Below are 12,432 nucleotides of genomic sequence, written 5' to 3'. Positions count from 1 at the left end.
GACGTCACAGGAAGATACCGGCAAATATCAGCCAGGGCGTGCTGCACCAGGTGACCCGCCCGGTCGCGGCGGGCGAGCACTCAACCGCCCGCCCGAGAGGCGCCCAGACGGCTGAGCACGGCGTCGACGTCCACCCCGCCGGCCCGGTTGTAGGGCAGCCTGGCCAGCAGCAGCCCCATGGCGCAGGTGTCGGTGACCGCCGCGAACGTCAGACCCGCCCCGATGAACCCGGCGACCAGCACCATGGCCGGGATCCAGAAACTCGCCACGACCGAGGCGAGCACGATGCTCCCGGCGACGAGCCGGACCTGGCGCTCCAGGGGCCAGCGGGCCCGGCCCCGGTCGACGGGCAAGCCGGAGGCGATCCAGGCGTTCATGCCGCCGTCCAGGACCACGGCGCCGGGCAGCCCGGCGTCGCTGAGCGTCGCGCGGGCACGTTCGGCGCGCCGGCCGGACTGGCAGACGAGCAGCAGCCGGCCGCCCGCGTCGGCGACGATCCGCCGCAGATGCGCGTCGATCTGGTCGAGCGGCAGGTTGACGGCGCCGTCGATGTGCGCCGTGCCGTACTCGGCAGGGGTGCGCACGTCCACGACGAGGACGTCAGGGTCGGCCGCGATCAGCGCGCGAGCGGCGGCGGCGTCAATAGAGGACATCGGTGTTCTCTCCTATTTGATCTTCTCAAGGGCGTCGGCGACGCCCGCCCCGGTGAGCGCGACCGGCCGGTAGCCCTCGCCGGCGAGGTACGCGGCGGCGATGGCGGCGCGGCGGCCGGAGGCGCAGGCGACGAGCACCGGCCGCTCCTGGTCGAGCGCGGCGGGGACGCCCCGGGTGAACAGGTCGGGCAGGAAACGCTCGACCGCGCCCGGCAGTCGTGCCTGCTCCCACTCGCTGGGCATCCGCACGTCCAGGAACTGGGCGTCCGGCCGGCGCAGGAGCCGGACGAAGGCGTCGAGGTCCACGAGCCGGTAGGTCTGTGTGGCGTTCTCGCCCAGATCCCGTACGACGCCCTGGACGGTGTCGACGCCGATCCGGGCGAGCTGGGTGACGGCCTCGGCGATCTCCTGGCCGGGCTCGGCGACCAGCGTGATCGGCTCGCCGCGGGGGAGCAGCCAGCCGGTCCAGCTGCCGAAGTCGTCGTCCATCTCGATGCCGTACGAGCCGGGCAGCATGCCCTCGGCCTGGACGTGACGCGGGCGGAGGTCCACGACCCGGCCGGCGGGCTCGCTGAGCTCGGGCACGCCGGTGGGCGGCATGGGCGGGACGCCGAGCGTGTTGGCCGGGCCCATGTGCCGGTAGAAGGCCGGGACGGGCATCGGATCGGACAGCAGGGCGTCGGCGAACTCCTCCGGATCGTCGATGGCCAGCAGCGGGTTGTCCGTCAGCTCCGTACCGATGGTGGAGGTCAGTCGGCCCGCGCCGGTCGCCGTGCAGAAGGAGCCTTGGCCGTGGGTGGGGTAGAGGGCGGTGCCGGGCGGCAGCGCGGCCAGCCGGCGCAGCGAGAGGTGCTGCAGGCGGGCCAGGGAACGGGCGCGCTCGGGCCCGAGCAGGTCGGGCCGTCCGGCCGAGGCGACCAGCAGGCTGCCGCCGGAGAACAGCGCGACCGGCGCGCCGTCGATGAGCACCAGGTAGCTGGTGTGCTCCGGGGTGTGGCCGGGCGTGTGCACGGGCCGTACGGTCAGGCCGCCGCCGCCGTCGAGGTCCTCCAGGTGGAAGGCGGGCGTGTGCGGGTAGGCGGGGGCCGCGGCGGCGGGCAGCACCAGCTCGGCTCCGGTGCGCTCGGCGGCCTGCCCGGCGCCGGAGACGTAGTCGTTGTGCAGGTGGGTCTCCAGCACGAACCGCAGCTCGACGTCCCGCTCGGCGGCGTCGAGGAAGCGGCCGATGTCGCGCTGCGGATCGACGAGCACCCCGCGGCCGTCGTGGATCAGCAGGTAGGTCTGGTCGCCCAGACCGGGCGTACGGAACGACAGGACGTCCATGGTGTGAAATACCCCCTGGGGTATATGAAGGTCAAAAGGATGCGGCCACGGCATTCCGTGGCCGCGGGGTGTCAGGCGAGCGCCAGGAAGAGCTTCTCCAGCTCCGCGACGCTCATGGGCGGCTCGTCGCCGCGCCGCTCGCTGTCCTGGCAGTGCCTCAGGCCGGTGGCGACGATCTTGAAGCCGGCCCGGTCGAGCGCCTTGGAGACGGCCGCGAGCTGGGTGAGGACCTTCGTGCAGTCCTCGCCCGCCTCGATCATCGCGATGACCCCGGCCAGCTGGCCGTGCGCCCGCTTGAGGCGGGTCAGCGCGTCGCCCACCGTGCTCTCGTTCAGCTCCATGCGCCCACTATACCCCCGGGGGTACCTTGGCCACGTCCCAGGTGACCGGGAGGCTCTTGACCCCGTAGATGTCCGCAACCTCCGGGCGCAGGGGCACCTCCTCGGCCGGCACGGCCAGGCGGAGCGTGGGGAAGCGGTCGAACAGCGCGGGGAAGGCGACGCGCATCTCGACCCGGGCCAGCTGCTGGCCCAGGCACTGGTGGACGCCGTGGCTGAAGGCCAGGTGGCCGCCGTCCCGCCGGCGCAGGTCGAGGGCGTGGGGGTCGGGGAAGCGCTCGGGGTCGCGGTTGGCGGTGTTGAGGGACAGGATGACCATCGTGCCCGCCTCGATGGTCTGGCCGGCCAGCTCGACGTCCTCCAGGGCGACCCGGAAGAACTGCTTGGCGACGGACAGGTAGCGCAGCAGTTCTTCGACGGCCTGGTCGGTGAGGGCGGGGTCGTCGCGGAGGGCGGCGAGCTGGTCGGGGTTCTGGAGCAGGGCGAAGGTGCCCAGGGCCAGCATGTTGGCGGTGGTGTCGAACCCGGCCGACAGCAGGATCAGGGCCATGCCCTGCAGCTCCTCGTCGGTCAGGTCGCTGTCGAGCAGGTCGCTGAGCACGTCGTCGGTCGGGTCGGCGCGCTTGGCGGCCACCAGCTCGGCGAGATATCGCTGAGTGGCGAGGTAGGCGGCCATCACCTCCTCGTCACTGGCCTCGCCGCCGAGGAACTTGTCGACGTTCTCCTGGAAGAAGGCCCGGTCCTCGTACGGCACGCCGAGCAGCTCGCAGATGACGACGGCGGGGATGGGCTTGGCGAAGGCGGTCACCAGGTCGGCCGCCGGTCCGGCCTGCTCCATGGCGTCCAGGTGCTCGGCGGTGATCTGCTCGACGCGCTCGGTCAGCAGCCGCATCCGGCGGACGGTGAACTTGCCGACCAGGGGCTTGCGGTAGCGGCTGTGCTGCGGCTCGTCCATGAGCAGGAACTCGCCGGGCGGGGCCGGGGGGACCTCGATGTCGCCGAAGTCGATGATCGGGTGGTGTTTCATGAGCTCCCTGCGGGAGCTGAACCGGGGGTCGGCCAGGATCGCGCGGGTCAGGTCGTAGCCGGTGACCAGCCAGCCCTGGTGCCCGTCCGGGAAGGGGAAGCGGCTGATCGGGCTCCGCGCGCGGGCCTCGATCAGCTCCTCGGGCGGGTCGAAGGGGCAGCCGGGCCGGCGCGTGGTGGGCATCGCGGCGAGGGTGTGGGGGAAGTCGGCCATGATCTCTCCTCGTTCAAGATATGTCGCGTCTGAGGGCATGCGGGTCCTGCGTCGACGGACGTCTCAGGCGATCCTGCGGCGGTAGGTCCTCATGGCGAAGCCGTACGCGACGGCGAGGATGCCGACGCACCAGGCCAGCGCGACCCAGATGTCGTCGCCCACCGGCTGCCCGGCGAACAGGGCGCGGATGGCGTTGACGATCGAGGTCACCGGCTGGTTCTCGGCGAAGACGCGCAGCGGGCCGGGCATGGTGCCGGTGGGCACGAAGGCCGAGCTGAGGAAGGGCAGGAAGATGAGCGGGTAGGAGAACGCGCTCGCGCCCTCCAGGGACTTGGCGGTGAGGCCGGGGATGACGGCGATCCAGGTCAGCGCCAGGGTGAACAGCGTCAGGATGCCCGCCACCGCCAGCCACGCGAGCACTCCCGCCCCCGAGCGGAAGCCCATGAGCAGGGCCACGAGCATCACGACCACGAGCGAGACCAGGTTGGCGACCAGCGAGGTCAGCACGTGCGCCCACAGCACCGACGATCGCGCGGTCGGCATGGACTGGAAGCGCTCGAAGATGCCGCCCCGCAGGTCCATGAAGAGCCGGTACGCGGTGTAGGCGATGCCGGAGGCGACCGTGATGAGCAGGATGCCGGGCAGCATGTAGTTCACATACGGGGTGCCCGACCCCGTGCTGATCGCGCCGCCGAACACGTAGACGAACATCAGCATCATGGCGACCGGCATGATCGCGGTGGTGATGATGGTGTCGGGGCTGCGCGTGATGTGGCGCAGGGACCGCCCCAGCAGGACGGTGGTGTCGCCGAAGAAATGCCTGGCCATCGTGGCTCCTTATGCCTTCGTGCCGACGAGGGAGAGGAAGACGTCCTCAAGGGTCGGCTGCTTTTCGACGTATTCGACCTTGGCAGGCGGCAGCAGCCGCTTGAGCTCGTCGAGGGTGCCGTTGACGATGATGCGGCCCTCGTGCAGGATCGCGATCCGGTCGGCGAGCTGTTCGGCCTCGTCGAGGTGCTGCGTGGTCAGCAGCACCGTGGTGCCGCCCGCGGCCAGGTCCTTGACGGCCTGCCAGACCTCGATGCGGGCCTGCGGGTCGAGACCCGTGGTGGGCTCGTCGAGGAAGATGACCGGCGGGTCGCCGATCAGGCTCATCGCGATGTCGAGGCGGCGCCGCATGCCACCGGAGTACGTCGCCACCCTCCGCCCGCCCGCCTCCGTCAGCGAGAACCGGCGGAGCAGCTCGTCGGCGATCCCGCCCGGGTCCTTGAGGTGCCGCAGGCGGGCGACCAGCACGAGGTTCTCCCGCCCGCTGAGGATCTCGTCCACGGCGGCGAACTGCCCGGTGAGGCTGATCGACTCGCGCACGTCGGCGGCCTGGGCGACCACGTCGAAGCCGTTGACGCGGGCGGTGCCGGCGTCCGGCTTGAGCAGCGTGGACAGGATCTTCACGGCGGTGGTCTTGCCCGCCCCGTTGGAGCCGAGCAGGGCGAAGATGCTGCCCCGCGCCACGTCGAAGTCGACGCCGCGCAGCACGTGCAGGTCCTTGTAGGACTTCTCCAGGCCGTGCACCTGGATGGCGGGGGGTTGCCGGGTGGTCATCGCTGTGTCCTGTCCTGTTCTGCGGCGCGGTCGACGGCGCTGGTGAAGCGCTCGCGCTCGCGTCTCCTGTACTGGCCGAGGGGGTAGTTGGCCATGAACGCCTCGGCGAACTCGACGGGGTCGTCGCCGAAGAGGTCGCGGATCGGGGTGCCGTCGGCCGCGCCCTGCTCGAACAGGTCGGCCGCGTCCTCGTACATCGTCATCGCGCCGGCCCCGTCGGCCGGTCCGAAGTGCATCAGGTAGCGCTCCAGGGCCTCGACCGCGACGCGGTAGTTGTCGGGCAGCTGCTTGACCCGCGCCTTGTACTGCCGCCAGCGCTTCTTCTCCTCCAGCGATCCGGTGAGGATCTCCAGGTAGTGCAGGTAGCGGCTCTTGGGCTCGCCGGGTTCCGCGGTCATGTCTGCGGGCCTTCCTTGTGAAGTTGTTCGAGCCGTCCGGCGAGGAAGCTCCAGGTCTGCCAGAACTCCTCCAGGTACTCCCGTCCCTGGGCGTTGAGGGAGTAGACCTTGCGCGGCGGCCCCTTCTCCGACGGGGCCTTCCGTACGTCGACCAGGCCGCGCTGCTCGACGCGGACCAGCAGGGCGTAGATGGTGCCCTCGGCGATGTCGGAGAAGCCCTGGTCGCGCAGCCAGGCCGTGATCTCGTAGCCGTAGGCGGGCCGGCGGCCCAGGATCGCCAGGACGATGCCCTCCAGCGTTCCCTTGAGCATCTCCGTCACGAGCTTGCCCACGGAACACCTCCTTCCGGCTACTCGGTATTGCTGACTACTGGTACAAAGTAACACTGACTACCAGTACCTAGCAACACCGAATAGCCGGACCGGGGTCAGGCGCTCGCGTAGCGGCGCAGGTGCTCCGCGGCGGTCTCCAGGTCGGCGGCGGCGGCCGCGCAGGCCGCGAGGTGGGCGGTCACCGACGCGTGCAGCCAGTCCGGCGCCACGCCGGCGGCCCGCAGTCCCGCCTCGATCGCGCGCAGGCGTTCGGCGCAGGCGGCGAGGGCGCGGGCGTCCGCACGCAGGACTTCGGCGTGCGCGGCGATCTCGGCGGACATGGCTCCTCCGTCAGCGCGGCGGCACCGGGACGGCGGCGTCCCGGAGCGCCTGGCGGGTGGTGGCGGACAGGCACAGCAGCGGTCGGGCGCCGTCGAGCCCCAGCTCGCGGAGCCGGTCGGCCAGCGGGTGTGCCGAGCGCGGCGCGACGGCCAGCCGCAGCGACGGCGCCGCGTGCAGCCGGGCCCGGCCGCGGGTCCGTACGCAGGACCGCAGTACGGCGCCGGCCTCGCGGGCGTAGCCGACCAGGCCGGGATCGTTCAGTGGCAGTCCGGGCCCGAGCCGCCCGCGCAGGGTGAGGATCGCATCGGCGGTGACGTGGGCGGCCCGGGCGCCGAGCCGGAGCTCCAGGGGTGTCAGGTACGTCTCGCCGCCCCACAGCCGGGGAGCGAGGGCGTGGACGACCGGGGTGTCGACGGCGGAGCCGACGAGGAAGCTGCCGGAGCGGCGCAGGTCCGCCGCCCGCAGCAGGTCGAAACCGGCCGGGGAACGGCGGAACGGGCCGGGCACGACGACGCCGACCTGCAGCTCCGCGTAGCCGCCCGCCGTGGTGTGCCGGTTCGCGGCGGCGTGCACGGCGACCAGCGCGCGGCCCGCCACCCGTACGGCGGGCCCGAGCCCGGCGCCCTCCAGCAGCCCGGCCGCCACGGCCGGGTGCGCGGCGAAGTACGCCGTGAGCGCGTCGCCGTCACGGCACCTGATCGGCAGCTCGACGGCCCCTTCGGGACCGTCCACGGCGCGGGTGGGCACGGTCAGGAAGGGGAACCCCTCCGGATCGGGCGCGCGGTCGAACAGCAGGTAAGCCTGGGACCGCACGACCCGCCCCCGGAACGGCGTGAGCCGCTCGTCGATGTGCTCGCGAGCCTCGGGCAGGTCGTCGGCGAGGTTGGCGCGGTAGTGGTCGATGCCGTGGCAGAGCGGGAACAGGTGGGTGGCGTCGCCGTAGTCGACGACGTACCAGTCGGGGTGCAGGTCGAAGCAGGTGCCGGCGCCCTGCCCGTCGAGGGTGGGGATGATGTCGTGCTGATTGGTGACGCTGGCCACCCAGGTGCGCGGGTCGGCGGGGCGCTTGAAGTCGACGGGCGAGCCGACGGCGACGGCGTGGGTGACGGTGTGACGGGCGCAGAAGCCGGGGTCCTGCGCCAGGTTCATGATCGCCGCCCCGCCCGCGCTGTGCCCGACGAGCGCCAGCTCCGCGCCCGCGGGCAGCCCGTAGTCGGCGACGGCCTCGGCCAGGGCGCGGCTGTAGGGACTGCCGGCCAGGACGGCGCTGCTGAACGCGCCCAGCAGGTCCTGGGGCGACTCGCCGTCGGGATGTCCCACGCGCATGCCGGGCGCCTGGAGGACGTGCCGGATCACCCCGTCGGGCCCTTCGACGCTCTGGATGAGGGCCCGCCCGTTGGTGCCGAGCACGCTGATGTTGCCGAGGAAGCCGAGCAGCGACCCCCGCGCGCACAGCCGGGCCGACTCGGCCGCGGTCAGCTCGATCCGGCGCGCGGCCCCTTCGCCGGTGTCGAGGACCGCGATGGCCCGGTTGCTCATCCCCGTGATCGGATCGGCGGTGGCGAAGCCCTTGCCGGTCGCGATGAGCCAGGCGGCGGCGTCGTTGAGCGGGTTCTCGTCCAGCAGCGCGCGCAGCGCGAGGACCTCGCCGAAGACCGGGGCGAGCTGGCTGAGCGCGCGCACCGCGCCACGGTCCTTGAGCAGGGCGCGCAGGGCCCGGACGGCCTCCAGGTCCCGGTCGGCGGCGGCCGCGTCGATGAGCCGGGCGATCATGGGGTCGCCGGTCAGCTCGGGGTGGGCGAGCGCCACGGCCGCCACGCGCAGCCGCAGCGACGTGGCCAGCACGCGTACGGCCAGGCTCTCGGCCCCCAGCATCGCGCCGGCCTTGGCGGCCGCGGTTGGCAGCCGGCCGCCGCCGGCGAACGCGCATCCGAGGCCCTGGCTGTTCGTCGTGGCCCGCAGCAGCGCGCGGTAGGCGGGCCGGGCCGCCGAGGGCGCGTGCGGCAGGGCGCGCAGCAGCGCGCCGTCGGTGAGCGCGGCGGTGGCGTGGGCCGCCGCGTCCTGGATGGTGAGCGCGACGTCGACCAGCTCGCGGGCCGCGGCGCGCAACCGCCTGGCGTCCTGCCCGGTCACGGCCGGGTCCGCCGGGACATGCTGACCAGACGGGGGGCCGGGTCCTCCGGCGTGTTGCGGCGCAGCACGTCCGACAGCGTGCGCGTGGCGGCGATGACCCGCATGCCCGTGGGGGAGAACGTGGCGGCGTTGAAGATCCGGGGAGCCAGCAGCGGGTTGGTGAGCGCCTGGGAGAAGGCGTCGATGGCGATGATCTTGGTCAGCAGCGGGGGCAGGATCGCGGCGGGGGAGCCGGGTTCCTCGGCGAACAGCCCGACGTACAGGTCGACGTCGTCCACGCCGCGGTAGAGCTCGCGCAGCGCGCCGCTGACCCGCCGGTCGCCGGAGATCTGCTCGAACGTCCGCACGCGGGGGAAGCGGCAGTGCTCGCGGTAGCTGTTGTACGGGGCCAGGTCGAGCGCCCGCGAGTCGGCGATGCTGGCCACGTCGATCTCGCGCAGGACCGGGTCGGTGTTGAACAGGCCGATGCGGCCGGCCCGCTGGCAGGAGGCGTCCTCGAACAGCCGCCCGAGGCCGGGGCCGGGGATCAGCGCGCTGCCGAAGAAGGTCTCGGCCATCGGCAGCTCGCGCCCGCCCACCGCCAGGTAGGACGGGATGAGGCTGTGCCAGCGGTAGACGAGGTTGAACTCCACCGAGGCCCAGTTCTGCCGGTGCCAGGGCGAGCGGTCCAGCCGCGCCGGCAGCTTCGGGTCCAGGGTGAAGCGGAAGTGGTAGGGGGTGATGTGGTTGATGTACTCCTCGACGACCAGTTTGATCAGCAGCACGATGAGGATGTTGCGGGCCGTCTGGAACAGCCGCTCGTCGTCCCAGCGCGGATGTTCCCGGGCGAGCAGCCGCGCCACCCGGTTGTGCTCGCGCAGGAACAGCACCGTGAGCATGGTGAAGCCGATCTGGCCGTTGCCCCGGTCGCTGCCGGTGGCGAACAGCGTGTCGCGCTGGGCGCCGGAGAGCCGGTCGAAGCGGATGACGCTCAGCGGGGCGAACTCCGGCTTGATCGCGCCGTTCTCGCACAGGTAGGGCGGGAACTCGCCGCCGTTGATCAGCTGGCTCTTGAGCAGCCCGCCCTCGAACGTGCGCAGCGCGGCCGTCGCCGCCTCGTTGAGCCCGTACAGCTGGTTGAGGTCGATGTGGTGGTTGGAGCTGTTCTTGCGCGGGTCGCGCGGGACGTTGGTGTCGCCGCGCAGGAAACCGTCGGTGAACCACTGGGCGAAGTACGCGAAGAGCACCGTCGAGCGCGGGCAGGGGATCATGGACTCGCCACGGGCGAACAGGCCGCCCGCGATCTCGGGAGAGGGCCGGTTCCCCTCGCGGCCGGGGACCGGAGGCAGGTGCCTGCCGCTGTAGGTGCGATCGGTCAGCGAGGCCCACGAGGTGTAGCCGGCCATCGTGCTCAGCGGCTCGGGGCGCGGCGGCATCTCGCGGACCGCGGTGTCGATCAGCGAGGCGTTGATCCGGCTCCGGAGCCCCCGGCTGGTCTGCAGGAGCTCCCACAACGGCCGGCCGTTGGTCAGGGCCAGGAACCTGAGCCGGTTGGCCAGGCCGTCCGTGGCGATGCTGCGTGCTCGGCTGCGCGCCATCGTCAGTCTTCCCGCCCCTCGGCCCCGAGCCCGAGCTCGAAGGCGTCGGGGAAGATCCCGAGCGTCCGTTCGACGCGGCCCGCCGGACGGATGCCGGGGCGTAGCAGCAGCCGGCGTACGGTCTCGGCGATCACCGGCAGGGCCACGTGCACGCCGAGACAGGCGTGATGCCCGGAGCCGAAGAACAGCTGATGGTGGCGGGGGCGGTCGAGGCGGAACTCCTCGGGCTCCGGCACCACGTCCGCGTCGAACATGGCGGAGGCCGGCGCCGCGAGCACGAACGTGCCCGCGGGGATCATCGTGCTGCGCGGGGTCCCGGCGGCCAGGATGTGGTCGCGCTCGCACAGCCGGGGGATCAGCTTGAAGAACGGGCTGAACCGCAGGGCCTCCCAGACGTACGGATCGAACCGCTCGGGGTCCCCGGCGGCGGCCGTGGCCTCGGCGAGCACGTACGGGCGCAGCAGCTGCTCGACCGCCTCGACCATGGCCCCCGGCGCGCTCTCCACGAAGCCCAGCGGCAGCCCCGCCATGTTGGTCACGATGCGGTCGTCGGTCACGCCGGCCCCGGGCGGCAGGGCGGAGCGGACGAGGCGGGCGAAGACGTCGTCGGGAAGGTCACGTCCGTCCCGCAGCGCGGTCCGCTGCTCCGCGAGGCGGTCACGCAGATGGGCGACCAGCTCGGCGCCCGCCGCGACGGACGCGGCCTGGAGGTCGGGATCGCCGAGGAAGTTGGCGAAGCCGTCGGCGACGACGGCCCGCGTCCACCGGCCCAGGGTCTGCGGATCGGGGCCGGGAACGCCGAAGTAGCGCGCGCACACGCCGAGGGCGACGGGACGGAACAGCCCGTGCACCGCTTCGATCCGCCCGTCCGGCCAGGCTGCGTCGAGCAGCTCGTCGGCGAGGCGGCCGGCCAGCTCGCGAACGTCGCCCGCGTCCCGCGGGTCGAGCATGAGCTGCATCAGGCCCTTCTCCCGCCAGTTCATCGGCGTGGCGTCCCTGGCCAGCATGAACGGGGCGCCCAGCGCGGCGTCGAGGCGCGGGCCGAAGGCGCGTACCGAGAAGACCTGCTCGTGGGAGAGCACCTCGACGACGTCGGCGAAGCGGGTCACCACCGTGAAGGCGGGGGTGACGAAGACGGGACGCCGCTCGCGCAGCTCGGCGAACAGGCTCCGCCAGTCGGTGCGCATCCACTCCCGGACCAGGCCGAACGCGGCCATCGGGTCCCTGGCCAGCGCCTCCTCGTATCTCTCCAGATGGCCGCCCGTGGTCGCCTGCTCGACAGAACCCATTCCGTGGACCTTTCCGCCTGGTTTCGGAGCGTACCGTGATGATCACGTTGTGCAATCACAATCTAGATCACCCCTTTTCTTCATGGCAGCCGAGTCCACGGTTTTGCTTCCTCACGGTAATCATCCCGTTACTCTCAGGGCATTGCCGCACGCCATGGGCGTCGCCGTTGAATAAGGAGCCCGCTCGTCCTGAACCGCCCGGGAGGAAACGTGACCTCACCCATGCCGCGGCCGGCCACGGCGGAGACGGTGACGGTCACCACCGGCCGCCGCCTCGCCTATCTGGTCGTCCTGGTGCTCCTGCCCGTGGTGCTGCTGGCCCTCGCGGTGCCGGCCGCCTGGGGCTGGGGCGTCGGCCCTCGCGACCTGGTCATCGCGGTCGTGATGTACCTGGTGAGCATCTTCGGGATCGCCATCGGCTACCACCGCCTCTTCACCCACCGCGCCTTCAAGGCCAACCGGGCGCTCAGGATCGCGCTCATGCTGGCCGGCGGCCTGGCCGTCGAGGGCCCGCTCACGCTGTGGGCCGCCGAGCACCGCCGCCACCACAAGTACGCCGACCGCGAAGGCGACCCGCACTCGCCGTGGCGCTACGGCGACAGCGGCCTCGCGCTGCTGCGCGGCATGCTGCACGCCCACATCGGCTGGTTCTACACGGCCCAGCGCCGCTCCAGCCGCCGGCACTGGGTGCCCGACCTGCTGAACGACCCCGACGTGCGGCGTTTCGACGGCGCCTACCCGGCGGTCGTCCTCCTGTCGTTCGCGCTCCCGGCCGCCGCCGGCGGGCTGTGGTCGATGTCGTGGGCGGGCGCGTGGAGCGCGCTCCTGTGGGGCGGCCTGATCCGCTACGCCGTGGTGCACCACGTCACCTGGTCGGTCAACTCGATCGCCCACACCTTCGGCGACCGCCCGTTCCGCACCAGGGACCGTTCGTCGAACGTGTGGTGGGTGGCGATGCTGACGCTCGGCGAGGGCTGGCACAACTGGCACCACGTGGAGCCGACCTGCGCCCGGCACGGCGTGCTCAGGGGCCAGCTCGACCCCAGCGCGCGGCTGATCCGCTGGTTCGAGCGGGCGGGCTGGGCCCACGGCGTACGCTGGCCGAGCGCCGACCGCCTGACGACCCTCCGCGCCGGCCGCGCTCCCGGCGTCCCGGAGGCGGCCCCGCCGCCGGGCGCCTGGCCGTGACAACCCCGAGCGCGCCTTCTTCCTGGGGTTGCTGCGCG

General features: G+C 72.4%; 13 protein-coding genes. 1 reads left to right on the top strand and 12 read right to left on the bottom strand.

The genetic code is table 11. The features are described from left to right. Nucleotides 1-80 precede the first annotated feature (80 nt). From ACBR40_RS15505 to ACBR40_RS15450, 12 genes are all read right to left on the bottom strand, one after another. Nucleotides 81-653: a rhodanese-like domain-containing protein gene (locus ACBR40_RS15505; RefSeq protein ID WP_371249140.1), complete on the bottom strand. Its 573-nt coding sequence runs from the start codon at nucleotides 651-653 to the stop codon at nucleotides 81-83. A 12-nt stretch (nucleotides 654-665) separates the two neighbouring features. Further along, nucleotides 666-1,976, bottom strand: coding sequence for an MBL fold metallo-hydrolase (locus ACBR40_RS15500; RefSeq protein WP_371249139.1), 1,311 nt, complete (start codon nucleotides 1,974-1,976; stop codon nucleotides 666-668). A 71-nt stretch (nucleotides 1,977-2,047) separates the two neighbouring features. After that, nucleotides 2,048-2,317, bottom strand: a complete 270-nt coding sequence (locus ACBR40_RS15495) for a metal-sensitive transcriptional regulator (protein ID WP_344204074.1) — start codon at nucleotides 2,315-2,317, stop codon at nucleotides 2,048-2,050. 7 nt (nucleotides 2,318-2,324) lie between these two features. Continuing rightward, the gene (locus ACBR40_RS15490; protein WP_371249138.1) at nucleotides 2,325-3,554 is read right to left on the bottom strand and encodes a cytochrome P450; all 1,230 of its coding nucleotides are present in this window, start codon (nucleotides 3,552-3,554) and stop codon (nucleotides 2,325-2,327) included. 63 nt (nucleotides 3,555-3,617) lie between these two features. Next, nucleotides 3,618-4,382: an ABC transporter permease gene (locus ACBR40_RS15485; RefSeq protein WP_344204070.1), complete on the bottom strand. Its 765-nt coding sequence runs from the start codon at nucleotides 4,380-4,382 to the stop codon at nucleotides 3,618-3,620. 9 nt (nucleotides 4,383-4,391) lie between these two features. After that, the gene (locus ACBR40_RS15480) at nucleotides 4,392-5,156 is read right to left on the bottom strand and encodes an ABC transporter ATP-binding protein (protein ID WP_371249137.1); all 765 of its coding nucleotides are present in this window, start codon (nucleotides 5,154-5,156) and stop codon (nucleotides 4,392-4,394) included. After that, nucleotides 5,153-5,554 (bottom strand): DUF1048 domain-containing protein, encoded by a 402-nt coding sequence (locus ACBR40_RS15475; protein ID WP_371249136.1) that lies wholly within the window; start codon nucleotides 5,552-5,554, stop codon nucleotides 5,153-5,155. Before ACBR40_RS15475 ends, ACBR40_RS15480 begins: the two co-directional genes overlap by 4 nt. Next, nucleotides 5,551-5,886, bottom strand: coding sequence for a PadR family transcriptional regulator (locus tag ACBR40_RS15470; protein WP_371249135.1), 336 nt, complete (start codon nucleotides 5,884-5,886; stop codon nucleotides 5,551-5,553). Before ACBR40_RS15470 ends, ACBR40_RS15475 begins: the two co-directional genes overlap by 4 nt. 95 nt (nucleotides 5,887-5,981) lie before the next feature. After that, nucleotides 5,982-6,206 carry a hypothetical protein gene (locus ACBR40_RS15465; protein ID WP_344204062.1) on the bottom strand — a complete coding sequence of 75 codons (225 nt, stop codon included), beginning with the start codon at nucleotides 6,204-6,206 and terminating at the stop codon, nucleotides 5,982-5,984. A 10-nt stretch (nucleotides 6,207-6,216) separates the two neighbouring features. Further along, the gene (locus tag ACBR40_RS15460) at nucleotides 6,217-8,340 is read right to left on the bottom strand and encodes a hypothetical protein (RefSeq protein ID WP_371249134.1); all 2,124 of its coding nucleotides are present in this window, start codon (nucleotides 8,338-8,340) and stop codon (nucleotides 6,217-6,219) included. Next, nucleotides 8,337-9,917, bottom strand: a complete 1,581-nt coding sequence (locus tag ACBR40_RS15455; RefSeq protein WP_371249133.1) for a peroxidase family protein — start codon at nucleotides 9,915-9,917, stop codon at nucleotides 8,337-8,339. The genes ACBR40_RS15460 and ACBR40_RS15455 overlap by 4 nt, the downstream gene beginning before the upstream one ends. Before the next feature lie 2 nt (nucleotides 9,918-9,919). Then, nucleotides 9,920-11,206: a cytochrome P450 gene (locus ACBR40_RS15450; RefSeq protein WP_371249132.1), complete on the bottom strand. Its 1,287-nt coding sequence runs from the start codon at nucleotides 11,204-11,206 to the stop codon at nucleotides 9,920-9,922. Between the two features lie 210 nt (nucleotides 11,207-11,416). On the opposite strand from ACBR40_RS15450, the gene ACBR40_RS15445 reads away from it, so the two are divergent. Next, the gene (locus ACBR40_RS15445) at nucleotides 11,417-12,394 is read left to right on the top strand and encodes an acyl-CoA desaturase (protein WP_371249131.1); all 978 of its coding nucleotides are present in this window, start codon (nucleotides 11,417-11,419) and stop codon (nucleotides 12,392-12,394) included. Nucleotides 12,395-12,432 lie beyond the last annotated feature (38 nt).

The sequence above is a fragment of the Nonomuraea sp. AD125B genome (assembly GCF_041402765.1).
In the GTDB taxonomy this organism is placed as follows: Bacteria; Actinomycetota; Actinomycetes; order Streptosporangiales; family Streptosporangiaceae; genus Nonomuraea; species Nonomuraea bangladeshensis.
Note: the sequence above shows the minus strand (reverse complement) of the source record. Positions and strands in the feature narration are given on the sequence as shown.